Here is an 18,204-nt window from a genome sequence, read left to right as displayed (position 1 = left end):
TTTTATTCACCGCGGGTAATTCGTTTAACTACAAACAAGATTCCGAGGGCAACAATGAATAGCGCTGGTATAGATCCACCACCAGTCGATTTTTGCCCGCTGGATGCAATAACAGAACTGGTCGAATTCAATGAAGATGCGATTGATGACGCAGTTGCCGAAGAGCTACTGGATGATGAACTCAGCACCACCGGTTCATCGGGCTTATCAGCGATATTAATGACAACCAAATTGGGCGATGCCAACATCAACCCATTGCGCGGATTAAACAGTCGCACAAAAAAAGTCTCAGTAAATTCATTGTCTGCACCGTCGGCCACAATCGGGATTTCAATTATTTTTTCGCTGCTATCGCCATCGCCCCAGCTCACGCTGCCCGCGCTCATTGTAAAATCTGCAGCGTCAGCATTGCCGGTTTGCGTTTCAAAAAACACCTCTACCGCACCTACATTTCCTCCGATGCGCATTAGCGACAAACGCACTACATCACCTTCTTTCACGGTGCGCTGTGCGCCGGAAAATTTCACGCTGCCCTGCGCACCTGCAGTATTATCGCGAATCACGTACAAGCCGCTATTGATATCGCTCACCACAATATTGCCGCTCGGCAAAAACGGATAAGTGCCCCAAGCGCCATTAAACGAGGCAGAATTAGCCAGCGGATAAGTGTCAAAAAAACCGGCCTCTACCGGCTTGCGCGGGTCAGAAATATCCAGCACCACCAAGCCGCGCTCATAATTAGAGATGTAATAGCGATTGCCGCGAGTATAACCATTGTGATCAATTGCAGCGGTTGGGCCGATATATTCACCAGCCAACTCCGGCGCGCGCAAATTATTAATTGCGAAAAAACGCACGCGTGTATTTAAGCTATAACGCTGTTCATCCAATTCATCGTGCACGGTGATAAATTGCCGATCCTCCGTCCACCAACCGGAGTGCACATAGGAAACATATTGATAAGTGCTGCGCGCCAAATTAAACGGCTTGGCGTTATCGGTTTTATCCCACAACAAAATTTCATCTTCGTTGTAATCCAGCAACAAATCGCAATCATTATTTTTATCGACGCACTGCTCGCGGCGCGCATCGCCAATCCACAGCGATGACACATCATGGCTATAAAAATTGCGCGAATTGGCTGCGTTTTTATAAACCGAAACCGGACTAATGGGATTAGCCAGCGAGTAAGTATTAAATGCACCGCCCTGTTTATCGCTGCCCGCCACATGCAGGTAGGGTGTACGACCAGTAAGTGCAACGCCAGTCGAATAATCCACATTGCTGATATAGATATTGTGCGCACTGGTGTCGGTTTTTTCACTCGATAGCTGCACTACTTTTTCAGGCAACTGCGTCAAATCCAGAATCATTGTGCCGACTGAGGCCGCATCCGCCGTGACATAGGCATAACTCATCCAGCGGCGCCGGGTTTGATCAAAATATTGATAGGTTTTTAGATCGCGCCAAATCGTATTTTGGCTGGCAATAAAATTGACGATGCGGGGATTCAGTGGATCAGTCACCTCCACCACACTCACGCCATTAGTCAATCCCACCAGCGCGTATTCGCGTTGGTCGTTCAAGTCAAAGTGACCCCAAATATCATTGCCGCGCGAATTACTATTACCCAGTGTAGCGAGTGGCACATGCGCGAGCAGATCTAATTTATTGCAACTAAACTCGCCCGCTTTGCCGGCAACACAAGGCACCGCAACTTGCGCTTGCGCCATCGCATCCACTTGTGTTTGTTTGGCATTGAGATACTGCTGCTGTTCGCGATTAAGCCCTTTAGTATCAGCAATAACGGTAAAGCCTTTCTGCGCAAGGCCAGCACTAAACTCAGGCGGCACACCGACCAAAATGGTATTACCCGTTTGTGCTGACGGTTTGTAGCTACCTTTTTGATAACCCGCAGTGACAGGTACCGCGCTACCTGCAAGATAAAAAATAGAGTCAACATCAGCAATATCGTAACGGCCTTCCGCCACTAAAATTTTGTCGCCCTTACCCGCCTGTTTTGCGGCATAGGCGATGGTATTACAGGGAGCGGTTTTCTGATCGCAACGCCCCTCATCTACTCCATCCACAGCAACATAACGCTCCTTATCGTGTTCGGCATGGGCCAACACCTGCACTGGGGAATGCACTAACGCAAATAGAAATAAAAACCTGTATTTACCGAGAGAATTAATCACAGCGCTACCTTGCAGAGTAATGAAAAACTTAGCCTAGCCCATGACAGGTTGCAACTCAAGCAGATAAGGCTGCCTTTGCCAGCACATCAAAATTTATTTATTTTTCGCCTCAATCCACTGCCCCATATATTGAGTACTTTTATGTGAGTGATGGCGCAGCATTTGGCCGATAAAATTATTATTGCGCTCATGCTCGCGCTGTTCGGCAAGTTGAGTTAAACGTGCTTGCAAAACAACACTATAATCTGCGCGATAAAAATAATTGCGCAAAATACTAAAACCCTGCTGCTGTTTTTGTTGCCATAGAATTTCATCCTGATAATGCGCAACTGCGGCCGCAGCAAATTCTTCCGCCGTATTTTCAACCGCACCACCCCAAGGCATTTCACCACACATGGATTCAGCGCCAATCGCGGTGGTAATGCTCGGAGTGCCGCAGCGCATAGCATCCATTAACTTGCCTTTAATGCCGGCACCAAAACGCAGCGGCGCGAGACAAACACGCGCCGATTGCATCACCGTTTGCGCATCGACCGCCCAACCCTTGATATGAAAACCTTCTTTGGCATTGTGCAACTGGGTCGCTTTAGGCGGCGGATAGGCACCGTAAATATGTAACTCCGCCTGTGGCAGCTGTGCGCGGATCATCGGCCACAATTGATGTTTTAACCAGAGTACCGAATCCCAATTGGGTTCATGGCGAAAATTGCCGATGGCGATAAAATGTTGCCGCACCGAAAACTCAGGCAATAACGCAGAATCTATTTTTGGTTGTGATAAAAAGGGGCAGTAAAACAATAATTGTACAGGCACTGAAAAATAACGCTGCAACAATTCGATTTCATACTCTGAAATCATTAAAGACAAGTCGCAGCGAAAAATAGCCGCTATTTCGCGCACCGCCATATCACCGGCACACATCTGCTGATAAAGCAGCGCGCTATCTGCAGTGATTGGTGCAACCGATTGTTTTTCTCTTTCGTTCGCGCACGCTTTCTGCGCTGATTTTAATAACTGCTGGCGCGCATGGCGCAGACTGTGCAAATCTTCCGTATCCAGAATACGCAATGCACTCGGGCACACCTGCTCTACTCGCCAACCAAATTGTTCCTCGGTAAAAAAGCGATCAAACAACACCGCATCCGGTTGCAGCTCCGCAATAAATGCATCAAAACTACTGCAATTGAGTGCAATGGATTTTTCCGCAACACCGATGCTTGCCAAATTAAACCTATGTTCAGACAAAGCCGCCGCTGAGGCAAAGGTCACCGCGCAGCCGCGCGCCAAAAATACGTGGATCAATTCCAGCATGCGGCTACCGGCAGCTGAGGAATTTGGCTCAGGCCAGACATATCCAATCACTAATACCTGTTTCATGGCTGCGCCTGCAAATAGCGAACAACACCAAAACCGGCCGCGCGGCCAGATGCAAAACAACCCGTCAGCAAATAGCCGCCAGTGGGTGCATCCCAATCCAGCATTTCCCCAGCGCAAAAAACACCGGGCATTTTTTTAAGCATAAAGGCGGAATCCAACTCTTTAGCCGCAACCCCACCGGCGCTACTAATCGCTTCATCGATTGGGCGAGCGGCAGTTAAAGTGAGCGACAGTTTTTTAATCGCCAGCGCGAGCAGATCCGTTTTTTCAAAGGTTTGCTTGCTGGTGAGTTCACGCAACAATGCCAACTTGGCAGGCGAGAGATTTAATTGTTTGCGCAAAAAATTACTGAGCGAATTTTTCTCGCGCGGTTTATTTAACCGCTGCACAATTTTTTCCAGCGGCAAATCTGGCAGCAGATCGATATTCAATAATGCCGAACCATTTTGTGTTAACTGTTCGCGCAAATATTTTGATAAAGCATAAATACCTGTTCCCTCGATACCATAAACACTAATAATCGCTTCCGACAAAATACTGCGGTGCATGCCCTGCAAGTCACTACAACTTAATCCCACTCCGTGCAGCGGCGCACCCGCATGTTGGCTGCGCAACAGTTCACTCCAACTCACATCAAAACCACAATTGCTCGGCACTAGTGTACTCACTTGCACATCGCGCTCCCGCAACAACGGCACCCACGCACCGTCGGAACCCAAACGCTGCCAACTGGCGCCCCCCAAGGCCAACAGCACCGCATCTGCCGTGATTCTTTTGGTCGTGTTATTGCCGTTTTCCTGCGCCGAAAAAATTAATTCTTTATTGTTTTCAAAGCCCAACCAGCGGTGGCGCGGATAAATTTTCACCCCTAACTCACGTAGACGATGCAACCAAGCACGCAGCAGCGGCGCCGCTTTCATATCCGCCGGAAATACGCGCCCCGAAGTGCCCACAAAAGTTTCAACACCCAAACCATGCACCCAGCTGCGCAATGCATCGGCATCAAATTGTTTGAGGGTATTAATGAAATGTGAATTGGCAGAATAGCGCGCGCGAAAATCTTCAGCGGGTTCTGCATGGGTGATATTCATTCCGCCCACTCCAGCCAATAAAAATTTTCGCCCAACCGATGGCATGGCATCGTAAACAGAAACCTGATGTCCCGCAGCGGCAATTACCTCTGCCGCCATTAAACCCGCAGGGCCGCCGCCAATGATCGCAACGGTTCTTGTAGGGGGAAGATCAAAAATATCGAATTGTTTCACAATAAAAAACGCCGATGAGAAAATGATTTCTGCATCGGCGTTTACTGTTGTTTCCTATGTAGAACTCATAGGTAGCAGCATGGATTGCGGAGTCTTTTCAGAGACCGTTGCCCGCAGGGATGCGGGCAATGAGCCTCCACGGATGGATTCACGGCGAGTCTCGGAAAAGACTCCGGAGTCCATGCAGCGGGGGCTCAGCAAATAACTAATCCAAAACACTGGCCTCAAACGGCGATGCAGGCAGACCGGCGCTATTATACAGATTTGCCCCTGCAGGGTTATCCGCCCATGCGTAGCGAACCCACTTAGGCTCAGCGACAGCATCAGCCCACACGACTATCTTGCTGCCCTTCACTTCCGCCTTGGCCCACACAAACTTCTTATCCGCACCTGCGATGGCGATGTGCTTTAACTCACCTCCGCGAGTTTCCAAGCCCTTACCCACATCCGCAAAGGTCAACTCCACTTTACCGCTCTCAGCCTTCACTTTTTTCAGCGATGGCCCAGAGGCAAGCAACGATTTTTTACCATAAGCCACTTTCAACGCACCCAGCGCCAAACGCTCACCGACCGTTTGTTTATCCAATGGATGAATATCGTTCCACTCACCGGCATCAATTGCCACTGCCATCGCGGTATTTTTTACCGCGAGAGTTTTGCGCTGTGCTTCGCGCAACTCTGCCCAGCCACTCTCACCTGGTTGACTAACGGCAGGCAGAAAGTTGGCCAATTGTGCATACACAAAAGGAAGATCTTTTTGTTGGAATTGTTTGCGCCAATCGTTAATTAAATCCGTCATTAATTGTTGATATTCCGCTGCACGACTCACATTGGATTCACCCTGATACCAAATCACACCTTTTATTTTCAGCTGCAGCGCAGGTGCCAGTTTCGCGTTAAACAATGATGATGGAAGATAATGCAAGGTCGTACCAGGTTGCATAGATCCCGCTGTAGCAGCGATTTTATATTGCCACTCGCCGCGCAATGAAACCTCTTCATCACCCGAGTAAGCCGCACCAAATTTACTTTCACCCAACATGAGCGCATAGCGTTTATCTTTTACAAAACCGGCATTGGCCGAATAACTGGTTACACGAATGGCGATGCTGTTTTTACCGGCTTTTAACAGCCCCGCAGGCACAGCATAAATACGCGGTGGATATTGATAACCCGTTTGCCCAACGGCTTGTCCGTTCACAAAAACCTGGTCGCCATCCACAATACAACCCAACCACAACACCGCTTTTTTGGCCACTTGCGCTTGCGTCAATTCAATCGTTTTACGCACCCAGAATGCGCCGTTGGTGAAATCAATGCCCTGCTCTTTTAAAAAGCCCGGCACTTGCAAGGTTTTCCATTCGCTGGTATCGAGATTTTCTTGCGACCAATTATTTTTCAAACCAAGATCGGCTGCACCCAAATCGCCATACCATTTGTCGCTATTGGCTTTATCTTTGGCGATAGTCGCCTGCACATGGGCATCGTCTTTAAATGGCTGCAGCTTTTTAAAATACTCGGGATATTGTTGCAGTACCGATTCACTCACCCAAGCCTCAGCCGGTGAACCGCCGACAGGAATTGTGATAATGCCCACCGGCACTTTATTTTCTGCCAATAGTTTTTGCGCAAAGAAAAATCCTACTGCAGAAAAACCTTCCAAATTTTCCGGCGTCGCGGTTTTCCAGGCGCCTTGTGTGTAATCACTCAAGGGGCCTTTAAATTCGTAGGCAACCGGCACATTAAATTCACGGATATTGGGCTGCTGCGTAGTTTCAATCAAACCCGGGTATTGGTGTCTCACCCGGCGCAATGGCAATTCCATATTCGACTGACCAGAGGCGACCCATAAATCACCCAGCAAAATGTTGTTGCGTTTCAATTGATTCTTCTCGCCCGTCACCACCAACTCGTAAGGCCCACCCGCTTTACGCGCGGGAAACGTCACTTGCCATTTTCCATCAACGGCCTGGGTCGATTTCTCCTTACCCGCAAAACTCACCGTCACCTTCTCCCCTTCAGCCGCCCAACCCCAAATCGTTAAAGGTTTATCGCGCTGGAGAATTGCACCGTCATTCAACAGGCGCGGCAAGTTGACATCGGCAAAGGCATTGGAAATAGAGAGTAAAGAAAGGCAAATCAGCAGCAACAGCTGCGAATAAATAGCTCGTGAATTTCTCATAAGTAGTAGCTTTTATGGTTATGGATGGATTTAAGGCGAAAATCAATATACTTGTATACCAGATAAACCCTAGCCAACTTGGCATTGAAAAGCAACTTGATAAGACGTACGCAATGGCGTACGCTTTATCTGTTCATTTCAGGAGCAATCTCATGTCCAGTTTCACCGTCAGCGAAGCTCGCTCAAACCTTTATCGCCTTATTGATGAAGCGGCAGACAGTCATCAACCCGTTCTCATTACCGGCAAACGTAACAATGCCATTCTAATCTCGGAAGAAGACTGGACTGCGATTCAAGAAACGCTATATCTTCTTTCCGTGCCTGGAATGCGCGAATCCATTCGTGAATCCATGGCAGAACCTATCGATAAATGTGCCAAGGAGTTGGACTGGTGAGTTGGGAAATTATTTTTAGCAAACACGCTCAAAAAGATGCTCAAAAATTAGCGGCAGCAGGCTTAAAGGACAAAGCTATTGCATTGCTGGACATTCTCAAATCCAATCCTTTCCAAAATCCCCCACCCTATGAAAAGTTGATTGGCGATTTGAGCGGCGCATACTCGCGTCGCATTAATATTCAGCACCGCCTGGTGTATCAGGTCATAGATGAACTGCAAACAGTGAAAGTACTGCGGATGTGGACGCACTACGAGTAATGTCGCGTAATTCACCCCAGAATAAAAATTAGTGATAATCTACTCTTGCTCAAACATTGACCGTAGGGCGCGCCACGCGCAGTAACCCGCCGCCTCAGCAGTAGGCGCCAAGGAGTAGTAACCATGCGTAGACCCATTCTGTTGCTGATCATCATGGCAATCGCCTATTCCCAAAGTGAAATCACCTCCCCCGACATAATCAGGGGCATGCTATTCCCTCTGCTATTTTCCGCCGCATTGTTGATATTGATTATCTGGCTTATACGTCGTTCCCACAGTAATCGCAGAGGCGATGGAGGATCGGATGATTTCGGTGGAGGATTTTTGGGTGGAGGTAAAAATAGTGATGGCGATAGTGGTGGAGATGGCGGCGGTGATTAATTGCTCGCAGATAAGCGCGCACTGACCTATAGACTATATGCACAATCTGCCTATGGATCAGATGCTATCTTTGGTAAATTTCTCGTTATAAGCCCCCTTCAAACAGAACGAAATCAATTGAAAACACGGATTGATTGCTATAATCCAATGGATTAGGATGACCATTAATGCAAACCATAGTTGAACTCCCCGAATTTATTCGTACATCAGAAGGATTATTTTCTGATGACGAGAAGCGAAGCCTTATCAACTACCTCGCAGCACACCCGCAATCAGGTGACTTAATCAGGGGTACAGGCGGCATCAGAAAGCTCCGCTGGGCAATTCAAGGAAAAGGAAAAAGTGGTGGTGCAAGAGTGATTTACTACTATCACAACGAAGCCATTCCACTGTTTCTGCTAACGGCTTTTGGTAAAAATGAAAAAACCAATATTTCGCCCGCAGAACGCAATGATTTAGCCAAGCTGGCCGACCTATTACATAAGCATTACGGTGATAAAAATGAGTAGCGCATTTTCCAGCATCAAACAGGGTCTTGAAGACGCTTTGGAATTTTCAAAAGGTAACGCGAGCAAAGCGGTTATCCATGAATTTACTGCTATCGATGTAAAAGACCTGCGCGCAAAAGTCGGCATGTCACAAAATGAATTTGCTTCTGCATTTGGTATTAGCGTCGCAACGTTACGTCATTGGGAAAGAGGTGATCGCACACCACAAGGGCCAGCGTTGGTTTTATTAAATGTGGTGGCGAAGGAGCCGCAGGCAGTGCTTAGAGCACTGCGCACTTAACCAGTTAAAGAGATCGCGTTATGCTTTCTACAAACTCAAGCTTCAGAAGAGTCCCAAACACATTAAATCCAAAACAAACTGTATTTATTGATGGAATCAGACATGCAGCAGATATTATTGAAATTTCTTACTCTCGCATGAGAGAGCTACTCACTGAAATTGCATTATCGCCCCCCCAATCCGATAAACTACAAACTGTCATTCCATACGTTTTTCTCGATGCATGGGCAATGGTTGATGCCATTCACAAACTTAGAAACTTATACATAAAATTCCCCCATGCAATTAAAGAACCTCTCACTGAAGGAGTACGATCATTTTCAGACTCTCTTGAACAGGTAATTGATATTCGAAATATAGCCGACCATCCTCATCAAAGATTTGATAGTGTTATATCAAAAGGCGGAGCAGCCTTCGGCGTTATGACATGGATGACTGTTTTCAACTCAACACCTCTTGAAGCTTATTTTTGTACGTTACAGCCAGGAACACTAAAAAGCGAACCCAAATTTAAACGGCCAGAAATTTTAGCTGAACTTGAATTACCAACCGACAGAATATGCTTATCACTGGGAGGAAAAACAGCAAATTTGTCGGAATCATATACATACATTGAAAGCATAGTGAGAGATATGGAAATTCAGTTAGAATATGAATTTCAAACGCTTCCAAAAAACTTCATTCTCAATGATGTTTTACTCAGACAGGTATACCGTCCAATAGAATAAAGAAAAGGCGCCAACCGGCGCCTTCATCATTCCAACCCCGCAAAAAACTACTCCATCCTAAAAAACGTAGCCCGATAATGCTGCAGTTCTGCAATCGAATCCTTAATATCATCCAACGCTAAATGTGCGCCGGATTTTTTTACGCCAGCAATTACATCCGGTCTCCAGCGGCGAGCTAATTCTTTTACGGTGCTTACGTCTAAATTGCGATAGTGGAAATAATCTTCCAGTTTGGGCATGCCGCGCACTAAGAAGCGGCGATCCTGGCAGATGGAATTGCCGCTGATGGGGGATTTGCCTTTGGGAACCCATTGCTCCAAAAATTTAATCGTTTCGGCTTCCGCTTGTTCAATGCTGACTTGGCTCTCGCGCACGCGCTGGGTAAGGCCGGATTTGCCGTGTTGGTTGGTGTTCCATTCATCCATATTTAACATGATGCTGTCAGGCTGATGAATGGCGAATACGGGGCCTTCGGCGAGGATATTGAGGTCGGCATCGGTGACTATGGTGGCGATTTCGATAATCACATCGGTATCGGGATCGAGGCCGGTCATTTCCAGATCGATCCAGATTAGGTTGTTTTCATTTAGCATGGGTTTTTCCTCGGCAACATGGGTTTTTACTGCGTAAATAGGGCACAATTGCGCGCAGCTTAATGTAATTATCCAGTCTAGCCAAACGAACCCATCCAACCACCCGACCGCAGGTTAAAAGCACCCACGCATGTCTAAACGCAAACTCACCCGCCGCCAGCAATGGCGTATTGAAAAAGTTCAAGAAGAGCGCACCGCGCGCGTCGCCAAGCGCGACAAACAAGCCGATGCACAAATGAATGAGAGCGATTTAGGACCGGAACAACTGGGGCTGATCATTACCCACTACGGCACGCAAGTGGTGGTAGAGGCAACTGAAGGTGAGTTGGCAGGGCAACACCAGCGCTGCCACTTCCGCAGCAACCTGGGTTCACTGGTGACTGGCGATAGAGTGGTTTGGCGCACCGGCAACCCTATGGGCGTGGTAGTGGCGGTGATGCCGCGCGAATCCGCCCTGCAGCGACCTGACCCGCACGGCGATATGAAAACCGTAGCTGCCAATATCGATCGCATTATGATTGTGGTCGCCCCCTACCCCGAACCTCATGCCAATTTGATTGACCGCTATCTGGTCGCCGCCAATGCCATCGACATTGAGCCGGTATTGGTGATTAACAAAACCGACCGTATTGATGATGCCACACGCGAAAAAGTCACCTATTTGGAGACGACTTATCGCAAGCTGGGTTACACGGTATTGATGGTATCCACCAAAACCGAAACCGGGCTGGATGAATTGCGCGAATACCTTGCGCACTACACCAGTGTATTTGTGGGGCAGTCAGGCGTGGGGAAATCCTCGCTGGTGAACGCGCTGCTGCCGGAATCGAACTTGCGCGTGGGCGGTCTGTCTGAACGCCAACAGGGCACTCATACCACTACCAGTGCCACACTTTTGCACTTCCCCGGTGGCGGTCACCTGATCGATTCACCCGGCATCCGCGAATTTGGTTTGTGGCACATGGAGGAAGATGAAGTACTGGAAGGATTTATCGAGTTCAAACCGTTTATTGGCCACTGTAAATTTCGCGATTGCTCGCACCGCCACGAACCCGGCTGTGCAATTTTAAAAGCATTGGAAGATGGCACAGTCAGTGCAACACGTATGGATTCCTACAGATATATTTTGCGCACGTTAAACGAGAATTAAAGTCACCCCACCCCAACCCTCCCCTTAAAAAAGGGAGGGAGTTAAAGCTCCTCCCCCTGCCAAGGGGGAGGCTGGGAGGGGGTTAAAATTACAGCTTCCAAAGGAATAAAAAAATGGCACTACCTTTTGTGATTGAGCCAACACAGCTCGCTGCACTCTTGGCGCAGCCCACGAGTAAATTATTAGTTATTGATATGTGCGCCGAGCAGACTTATTTGCAAGGCCACATCGATGGCGCGATTCATGTGCCGCCACATAAAATCCTTAGCGGCCAACCGCCGGTGCCGGGCAAGATTGCATCGGCCGACATACTCAATCGGGTGTTTTCGTTTTTGGGCTTAACTCCCGACACTCACGTTGTGGTGTATGACGATGAAGGTGGTGGCTGGGCGGGGCGCATGATCTGGACGCTCGATGCCATCGGCCACAAACACTACTCCTATTTGAATGGCGGCTTGCATGCGTGGCTGGCATCTGGCCAATCGTTGAGCAAAGAAATTCCCGTGCTTACCCCAAGCAAGGTAAATGTAAAAATAGATCCGCGTGTCGTGATTGAAGTGACCGATATTCTCGGCGAATTGGATCGCGGCGATTTTGTAGTGTGGGATGCACGCAGCCCTGCGGAATTTACTGGCGAACGCATCACCGCGCAAAAAAATGGCCACATTCCCGGGGCGATTAATTGTGAGTGGACCAATTTAATGGATCGCGATAACGCCCTGCGTATCCGCACCGATGCGCGTGAATATTTAGCGGCGCTCGGCCTGACTGCCGACAAACGCATTGTCACTCACTGCCAAAGCCATCATCGCTCTGGTTTTACCTATTTAGTGGGCAAAGCGTTAGGATTTAATATTCGCGGCTATCACGGCTCATGGGCCGAATGGGGTAATCACCCAACTACGCCGGTTGAAAAATAACAACTTAATTCCGCGATAAGTTCTTTGCAAAAAAATGCCCGCAGTGCGGGCATTTTTTTGGCTCGGCACCCGTCAATTAACGCTGACGGCGGCGCGCCAAACCTAAACCCAGCAAACTAAAACCAAACATCAATAATAATGATGGCTCAGGGACATTCACTGGTGGAGGGGTAATACCAAAAACATCTTGCACATTCGCAGTGGGAATATTACCTGCCAAGATTCGCACTTGGTCAAAAACCATTCCGTCACCCAGAATCCAGCTAAAGTTTCCTGCAGAGATAAAATTACCGCGCATGGCGCCAACGAAATCGCCATTCACTTGCGCTAAACCAGCACCATACATGTTAAAAAGCACGTTATCTGCACTGACTCCGTCAAGAATAATTCCTGCATCACAACCGATAAAAGCATCTTTGCAAAGGAAAAAATCATTTGAAACGTTAATGACAAATTGATCGCTCGCATTGCCTTTAAGGGTCAGGCTTTTACCATTGTTCAGATTGATACTACCGTTAACATTGAAGACACTCAGGCTTCCGGTAGCGTTCAGGATGGTAGATTCACTAATTGCACCTAAATTGGTACCAAACATCCCCATGCCAAGTGCTTGCGCTGATGCAGCGCTAAGATCGGCAAATATTGCATCCCACTCGGCATCACTCAAGGTGCGAGTTTCACCGGTAACTACCAAGCCCGGTGCAGCATTGATATATCCGCCGTGTAAATCGCCCTCAATAATGGTGCCCGGTGCTGCACCTACTACCCAACGCGCACCCACGTTACCGTAAATATGCGATGAAGAACCAAGATTTAAGGAACCTTGTGGGATTTGACCTGCGCTTAGCAGGGTATAGTCACCTGCCAAACCTAAATCTACAGGCACAGCAAATACAGCACTGGACGTCAACGCACACGCCATCACCGCTGATTTAAAAAGTTGTTTAATCACATGAATACCTTTGGTTGATTGTCAGGTCTCATGCCGTATTTATAGTATTTGTGTGTAAGAGATATTGTTTTAATAAGTAGTGGCCATTACGGCAGCTCACACCAAAGCAATTTTCACACCACAGTAGGAAGACTGAAGTAAAACAGTGACTTGCATCACACCGCCACAAGCCTCGCTGCGAATAATGTAAAAATATTCGACAACGTTGTCAGCCGATGTATCTACCTGACTTCGGCGCAAGCAACAACTAACCGATCAACCTTGCGCCGCCAACACACTGGGCGCCATTAGCACGCCAATCAATATGGCTGCCGGGTAGCCAAGGGTGACCGCCCAGGTAATAAAAAAATCAATTCGCTGCGCAAGTGTCTGCGCACCTTTTTTTACTAACACCACGATAAGCACGCTACTCAGCAGACCAACACCAACAATGATAAACGAGGCAACTTGAATCAAATCCGACAAGGTAAACACATCATTCGATGGCAGCAATAAATCCACTGTGTATTTATTCCCAACGCAAGCAAACAAGGCCGTCATAATCAGGCCAATCCGGCTTTCAATTAACTCGCCAGTAAAAAAATACAGAATACAAATGATGATATAAGAAACAAAGAAGCCTAAAAAATAGGTCCAAAAAATCCGCGTGCCATTGCGTTCGATGGGAACAATAAATGACATGCGTGGATAGATACCCTGAGCCCCACTTTGAATACCAAACGTCGTGGGGTATTTATAATCAAAACTGCGAATATCAATCGGCGATACATGCCAGCCGGACAATTCCAATTCATCACTGACCCGGCTATTTTTCATGTCAGGCACAAATTTTATTTGGGTTGAGTCCAATTCAATACTTTCAATATTGATGGTTATACTCTGCCGATCAAAGGGGAAATACTTTACATCCCAATCCTGATTGATTTCCGCAGTAAACTTGGTCATGGAGTGCAGAGTGCCGTCGGCATTTTTTATGGTGAAGTTTTCGTTTTCAATAATGCTCCAACTGCGCGCGTTGGTGATTTCTATTTTGTTATAAAACCGATAGTCGTCCGGTAGTTTTGCGGGATCGAAGGTTGACCAAATCCAAGCAGACACGGTGAATTTTTTCTCGGGAATATCCAATGCGTAAAGCGAGGTAATATAAATTCCAACCGGAATCTCAATCCGATCTTCCTGAGCAAATTCAATTTCCTCCGCGCTTGCCCATAGCGAGAAAATACTCAGAAAAAATACAAAGGTAATTCGTGTCAAGTGCCGCATAGTGTTATACCAAGATCATTTTTTTATTGATTTCAAGCGCCATCGCTTCCTGTTGCAATTCTTCTTTGAGCAACTTTATAAACTCAATCACTTCATTGGCAAAGCGGTTGAGATCATCTTCAGTGGTATAGGAAATCACTAAATGAACCGCCTCATTGACCATACCCGAGCCATCGCTATTCCACACACCCCGCGCCTCGGAAGAGGTCGCACCACCAAATTTTTCACCCAAAAACACCATGGTTTTATCCACATACAGCGCCGAGTCAAACGGTTGATCAATATTGATGGTGGTGGGAATAAAAATACACACCTGATGCACACGCTCTATGCGCTCCACAATCTCATTCACCACTTTGGCCGCAAGTTCGGGCAGGTTAAATACTGCCTTGCTGAAAGGAGCAAGCTCGGCAATATACGGAATTTCAAAGTTCACCTTCATATCAAGGCTAATATTCTCCCTCGTCCGGTTTAAAATAGTGTAGAGCGTGGTTTGATCTTGACGCACATGCCGCTGAATGCTTTTCACCAAGGTCGATGTTCGCTGCCCCGCCTTATCGCCATTAGGCACCATCACTACTATCGCCTTGGCATAGCGAAATAAAGGTTCAAGATAAGTATCAATAAACCCGTTAACATCGCCCTTGACCCTTGCATGCATAACAATATTGGCATATTGGTTGAGAATTTTAGTCATCAATAGCGATGACTCTGCGCCCTCTGGCACTTCACCCAAATCAAAATCATTCCAGATGTCAAAACCATTGGCGTGTTTGTGAATTCGCTCACTGGGGGCATAACCTAAATCTGAACTTAGGCGATTATTGGCCGGGTATTCCATGTATACGGTTTTTTTATCACTATTAATTTTTGCCAAACTGCCAGCAAAATAACTGCCGAGGGTGGAGGCGCCGCAACCCTGCTCCTGACTTACTACCAAAATAAATTTCGGCATATAGCGTTCAAGGGAAATATTGAGGTCAGTTAGCTCGGTATTTTTTTGTTTTATCTCATCAATCAAGTTGCGGTTTTGTTGAAAGGTTTCACTGATTTTGGAAAACCAAGGCAGCCAGGGTGCAGGCACAACCCGCGACGAGGGTTTCTCCTCAACCCCTTGTTTGGCAATATGCCGAACTAAAGATTCGGCAGGGTAGATAAATTCGCGAAAGGTAAGTTTTTTAATCAAGTACAGCAAAATACCTAAAGCCGTTAGCAATACAATAAAAACTGTACCTATAGACGAGAACATACGGCTCATAAAAGATTGGGTTTGCTCAAGGTAAATCACCTGCCAAGGCGCATTGGTTAATTGATAACAAATATATTGGTAACCATTTAACTGTACCAATTGCAAGTCGCTGCACGAGGCAGAGAAAGCTTCTGTTGTCACACCTTCCGGCAAGGCATCTTTAAAAACTGAGTGTTCCGTGAGCTGCATATGGGTGTGCGCCAGCAACTGGCCAGCTGAGTTGGTGATCGACAATTCGCCTAGGCCAGGCCTAAACTGCTTGACGTAATTACCCAATTCTTCCAGCGTAAAATCAATCGCGACCGTACCTAAAAACTCATCGTGGCGATAAATTGGTTTTGCCGCAGTGACCATAATGCCTTTGCCTGCCTCATCGAGATAAATCGACGTCCAAAAAATATCTCGACCGGGATTTGCCGCTGGCACACCGCGAGTATAAAATTCCTTTTTGTGCAATTTCTCGGTGAATTTAAAATCCGCCGAAGGCACCCAGGGGTACAAATTAATAAAATTATTTTTTGAGGTGTAATAAACCCACGCCGCATTGGGGACACTATTGAGCGTGGACTTAAAAGCGCTATTCAGGCTGAATGCCATTTCTATTTCATTTTTCAACTCACTATTGAGTTCTGCCATGCGCCCCTTGCCGGTTAAATTGCCGGTATCACTGGCCACATAGGGTGCGGGAATCTTATCCAGTCCATATTCGTTAATGCCGATTGGTGCAAGCCCGCTGAAATAAAAACTCGCTGTAGCGCGCGGATCAGTAAAATAATCTTGCGCATTCTTTTGCATTACATCCAGCAGTACAGTGACGCGCACAATCAAATTATCGATTGCAACAGCTTCCGTTTTAAATTGCTCAATGAGCTGATTATTTTTATATTTTGCCTCGCTCATAGTCTGAATGCTGATCAGTAATGCTGAAACCAGCAACACCGCAAAAAAGGTATACAGCATGATTTTGTTATAGCGAGCCGTGAACTGGCGAGCCTCGAATTTTTCCATATCCAGTCAACCTATTGAAAACAGCAGATGAGCAAAAAAGCGCCGAAATATTATTATTTATTGGGCGCAATTTAGCACGATTTTCAGCTGGCTCGCGAATAATGGAAAATTAATTGAAGGTTGATGTTTTGCAAGATCACCCAAGCAGAAATGAACGGGCGCAATCTGAGAAAAAAGCACCATAATAGTGCTTTAAAAATCATAGGGTCTGCGCGTTAGGCACTTAATTTTTCAGTTGGAAAAATCACAACAACACTGAGCCCACCCAGCTCAGTAGACTCAGTGAGAATCAGCTCGGCCCCATGCCACTGTGCGATACGCGCCACAATCGCCAAGCCCAACCCATGACCGCGCCCTTGATGATGACTGCCCTCGCTGCGGTAAAACGGCGCAAGCACTTTTTCACGCTCAGCGATTGGAATTCCGGTGCCGTTGTCGGCCACATTTAACTGCAACTGACCACTCAGCCACTGCAGGCTGAGCTGCACACGCCCACCACCATAGCGCAATGCGTTTTGCAGCAGGTTATGCAACAACATAGCGAGGTATTCTGGATCACCCTGCGCAGATACATTTAATGCGGATGAAGAGATTGCCAACTCCACCTGCTCGCAATAGAAATCATCGTGCAGCTGCGTTATAAACTCTGCCAGCTGAATGGGCCGCGCCGTAAATGAAATGGTCGCTTGCTCAAGACGTGCATAATTTAACAACGCCTCCACTAGCGACTCCATCGCCATAAGATCGCGATTTAAATGGGCGAGATTTTGTTGCTGCTCCGGGGTTAGGTTCGCTTCTTCCAATACATCCAAACCAAAACGCAAGCGAGCGAGCGGCGTGCGCAGATCGTGGGACAAACCGCGCGATAATAATTTATTGTCGGCGATCAGCTGCTCAATGCGCTGCGCCATGCGATTAAAATCCTGCTCGATAGTTTGGATATAGGAATGCTTATCTGCGGCGATGCGCACCTGCAAATCACCAGCACCAAATGCCTGAGCTGATTTGCGCAGCAAAGCGAGGCGACGCAATAAGGGGTACAGCCAAATTAACACCATGGCAATGACGCCACCGTAAAATAACAAGGTCAGCAACCAGCGCAGTGCGCCGTTATTTTCCTGACGCAATTCATTCGGTAGCGCAAAGGATAAAACCTGTTGTTGCTGTTTGAGATAAAAATGCAGGGTGAGCTGATCGCCCGACTCGAGTAGTAGCGGCTCGCCAGTTTCAAAATGGGTTTTAACACCTTCCGGCAAAGGGAAGTCGCTGTAGTCGGAGAGCTGCGGATGTAACCGCGAGTCAGTCAACCATTGCTGGGTTGGCACACCCGCATCAAGCAACAGCGCCAATTCACGCCCGACATTTTTATAGGCGCTAACGGTGGGGTCTTCTTCATCGGCAAATTGTGCACTGTACCAGCGGTCAATCCCCCAACCGAGACCAACCACGGCGGTGAGCACTACCAAGAGCAGCGACAGGGTTAAACGCTGCACA

General features: G+C 47.4%; 17 protein-coding genes. 8 read left to right on the top strand and 9 right to left on the bottom strand.

Translation table 11 applies throughout. The features are described 5' to 3' along the window. Positions 1-2: 2 nt before the first annotated feature. The 4 genes from AWU77_RS12385 to AWU77_RS12370 all read right to left on the bottom strand — a co-directional run bounded on the left by AWU77_RS12385 (position 3) and on the right by AWU77_RS12370 (position 7,022). A complete protein-coding gene (locus tag AWU77_RS12385; RefSeq protein WP_062063843.1) occupies positions 3-2,198 on the bottom strand; it encodes a choice-of-anchor B family protein in 2,196 nt (731 codons plus the stop codon). A gap of 93 nt (positions 2,199-2,291) precedes the next feature. Then, positions 2,292-3,575, bottom strand: coding sequence for a glycosyltransferase family 4 protein (locus tag AWU77_RS12380; RefSeq protein ID WP_062063841.1), 1,284 nt, complete (start codon positions 3,573-3,575; stop codon positions 2,292-2,294). Then, on the bottom strand, positions 3,572-4,840 hold the full coding sequence (locus AWU77_RS12375; protein WP_084618338.1) for a TIGR03862 family flavoprotein: 1,269 nt from the start codon (positions 4,838-4,840) through the stop codon (positions 3,572-3,574). Before AWU77_RS12375 ends, AWU77_RS12380 begins: the two co-directional genes overlap by 4 nt. A gap of 205 nt (positions 4,841-5,045) precedes the next feature. Then, the gene (locus AWU77_RS12370; protein WP_084618336.1) at positions 5,046-7,022 is read right to left on the bottom strand and encodes a sialate O-acetylesterase; all 1,977 of its coding nucleotides are present in this window, start codon (positions 7,020-7,022) and stop codon (positions 5,046-5,048) included. A 152-nt stretch (positions 7,023-7,174) separates the two neighbouring features. Here AWU77_RS12370 and AWU77_RS12365 point away from each other — a divergent pair, with 152 nt between their 5' ends. From AWU77_RS12365 to AWU77_RS12340, 6 genes are all read left to right on the top strand, one after another. Further along, complete coding sequence (locus AWU77_RS12365; RefSeq protein ID WP_062063970.1) at positions 7,175-7,417, top strand: type II toxin-antitoxin system Phd/YefM family antitoxin; 243 nt, start codon at positions 7,175-7,177, stop codon at positions 7,415-7,417. Then, positions 7,414-7,677 carry a Txe/YoeB family addiction module toxin gene (locus AWU77_RS12360; protein ID WP_062063838.1) on the top strand — a complete coding sequence of 88 codons (264 nt, stop codon included), beginning with the start codon at positions 7,414-7,416 and terminating at the stop codon, positions 7,675-7,677. The genes AWU77_RS12365 and AWU77_RS12360 overlap by 4 nt, the downstream gene beginning before the upstream one ends. Positions 7,678-7,800: 123 nt before the next feature. Next, positions 7,801-8,058: a hypothetical protein gene (locus AWU77_RS12355; RefSeq protein ID WP_062063836.1), complete on the top strand. Its 258-nt coding sequence runs from the start codon at positions 7,801-7,803 to the stop codon at positions 8,056-8,058. A gap of 167 nt (positions 8,059-8,225) precedes the next feature. Then, a complete protein-coding gene (locus tag AWU77_RS12350) occupies positions 8,226-8,567 on the top strand; it encodes a type II toxin-antitoxin system RelE/ParE family toxin (RefSeq protein WP_062063834.1) in 342 nt (113 codons plus the stop codon). Further along, complete coding sequence (gene nadS, locus AWU77_RS12345; RefSeq protein ID WP_062063831.1) at positions 8,560-8,847, top strand: NadS family protein; 288 nt, start codon at positions 8,560-8,562, stop codon at positions 8,845-8,847. The genes AWU77_RS12350 and nadS overlap by 8 nt, the downstream gene beginning before the upstream one ends. A gap of 20 nt (positions 8,848-8,867) precedes the next feature. Continuing rightward, entirely contained in the window at positions 8,868-9,575 is a 708-nt protein-coding gene (locus AWU77_RS12340; protein WP_062063829.1) for a hypothetical protein, read from the top strand. Positions 9,576-9,622: 47 nt separating this feature from the next. On the opposite strand, the gene orn is transcribed toward AWU77_RS12340, so the two are convergent. Then, complete coding sequence (orn, locus tag AWU77_RS12335; RefSeq protein ID WP_062063827.1) at positions 9,623-10,168, bottom strand: oligoribonuclease; 546 nt, start codon at positions 10,166-10,168, stop codon at positions 9,623-9,625. A gap of 130 nt (positions 10,169-10,298) precedes the next feature. Here orn and rsgA point away from each other — a divergent pair, with 130 nt between their 5' ends. Then, positions 10,299-11,318 (top strand): small ribosomal subunit biogenesis GTPase RsgA, encoded by a 1,020-nt coding sequence (gene rsgA / locus AWU77_RS12330; RefSeq protein WP_062063826.1) that lies wholly within the window; start codon positions 10,299-10,301, stop codon positions 11,316-11,318. 113 nt (positions 11,319-11,431) lie between these two features. Beyond that, entirely contained in the window at positions 11,432-12,238 is an 807-nt protein-coding gene (locus tag AWU77_RS12325) for a sulfurtransferase (RefSeq protein ID WP_062063824.1), read from the top strand. A 76-nt stretch (positions 12,239-12,314) separates the two neighbouring features. Here the strand turns inward: AWU77_RS12325 and AWU77_RS12320 are convergent, their stop codons facing one another. The 4 genes from AWU77_RS12320 to AWU77_RS12305 all read right to left on the bottom strand — a co-directional run bounded on the left by AWU77_RS12320 (position 12,315) and on the right by AWU77_RS12305 (position 18,203). Continuing rightward, positions 12,315-13,190 carry a collagen-binding domain-containing protein gene (locus AWU77_RS12320; protein WP_062063822.1) on the bottom strand — a complete coding sequence of 292 codons (876 nt, stop codon included), beginning with the start codon at positions 13,188-13,190 and terminating at the stop codon, positions 12,315-12,317. Positions 13,191-13,445: 255 nt separating this feature from the next. Continuing rightward, positions 13,446-14,453 carry a hypothetical protein gene (locus tag AWU77_RS12315; protein ID WP_062063820.1) on the bottom strand — a complete coding sequence of 336 codons (1,008 nt, stop codon included), beginning with the start codon at positions 14,451-14,453 and terminating at the stop codon, positions 13,446-13,448. Positions 14,454-14,457: 4 nt separating this feature from the next. Then, positions 14,458-16,710 (bottom strand): cache domain-containing protein, encoded by a 2,253-nt coding sequence (locus AWU77_RS12310; protein ID WP_062063818.1) that lies wholly within the window; start codon positions 16,708-16,710, stop codon positions 14,458-14,460. A 215-nt stretch (positions 16,711-16,925) separates the two neighbouring features. Continuing rightward, positions 16,926-18,203 (bottom strand): ATP-binding protein, encoded by a 1,278-nt coding sequence (locus tag AWU77_RS12305; RefSeq protein ID WP_062063816.1) that lies wholly within the window; start codon positions 18,201-18,203, stop codon positions 16,926-16,928. Between the last annotated feature and the right edge of the window lies 1 nt (position 18,204).

Source organism: Cellvibrio sp. OA-2007 (genome assembly GCF_000953825.1).
Taxonomy (GTDB): Bacteria; Pseudomonadota; Gammaproteobacteria; order Pseudomonadales; family Cellvibrionaceae; genus Cellvibrio.
This window is presented reverse-complemented; position numbering and strand designations above follow the sequence as displayed.

Excerpts from the sequence above, each read along its gene's own strand:
- nadS (WP_062063831.1), top strand. The coding sequence starts at position 8,560 with ATGAGTAGCGCATTTTCCAGCATCAAACAGGGTCTTGAAGACGCTTTG.
- rsgA (WP_062063826.1), top strand. The coding sequence starts at position 10,299 with ATGTCTAAACGCAAACTCACCCGCCGCCAGCAATGGCGTATTGAAAAA.
- AWU77_RS12315 (WP_062063820.1), bottom strand. The coding sequence starts at position 14,453 with ATGCGGCACTTGACACGAATTACCTTTGTATTTTTTCTGAGTATTTTC.
- AWU77_RS12310 (WP_062063818.1), bottom strand. The coding sequence starts at position 16,710 with ATGGAAAAATTCGAGGCTCGCCAGTTCACGGCTCGCTATAACAAAATC.
- AWU77_RS12325 (WP_062063824.1), top strand. The coding sequence starts at position 11,432 with ATGGCACTACCTTTTGTGATTGAGCCAACACAGCTCGCTGCACTCTTG.
- AWU77_RS12380 (WP_062063841.1), bottom strand. The coding sequence starts at position 3,575 with ATGAAACAGGTATTAGTGATTGGATATGTCTGGCCTGAGCCAAATTCC.
- orn (WP_062063827.1), bottom strand. The coding sequence starts at position 10,168 with ATGCTAAATGAAAACAACCTAATCTGGATCGATCTGGAAATGACCGGC.
- AWU77_RS12365 (WP_062063970.1), top strand. The coding sequence starts at position 7,175 with ATGTCCAGTTTCACCGTCAGCGAAGCTCGCTCAAACCTTTATCGCCTT.
- AWU77_RS12370 (WP_084618336.1), bottom strand. The coding sequence starts at position 7,022 with ATGAGAAATTCACGAGCTATTTATTCGCAGCTGTTGCTGCTGATTTGC.
- AWU77_RS12355 (WP_062063836.1), top strand. The coding sequence starts at position 7,801 with ATGCGTAGACCCATTCTGTTGCTGATCATCATGGCAATCGCCTATTCC.
- AWU77_RS12340 (WP_062063829.1), top strand. The coding sequence starts at position 8,868 with ATGCTTTCTACAAACTCAAGCTTCAGAAGAGTCCCAAACACATTAAAT.
- AWU77_RS12350 (WP_062063834.1), top strand. The coding sequence starts at position 8,226 with ATGCAAACCATAGTTGAACTCCCCGAATTTATTCGTACATCAGAAGGA.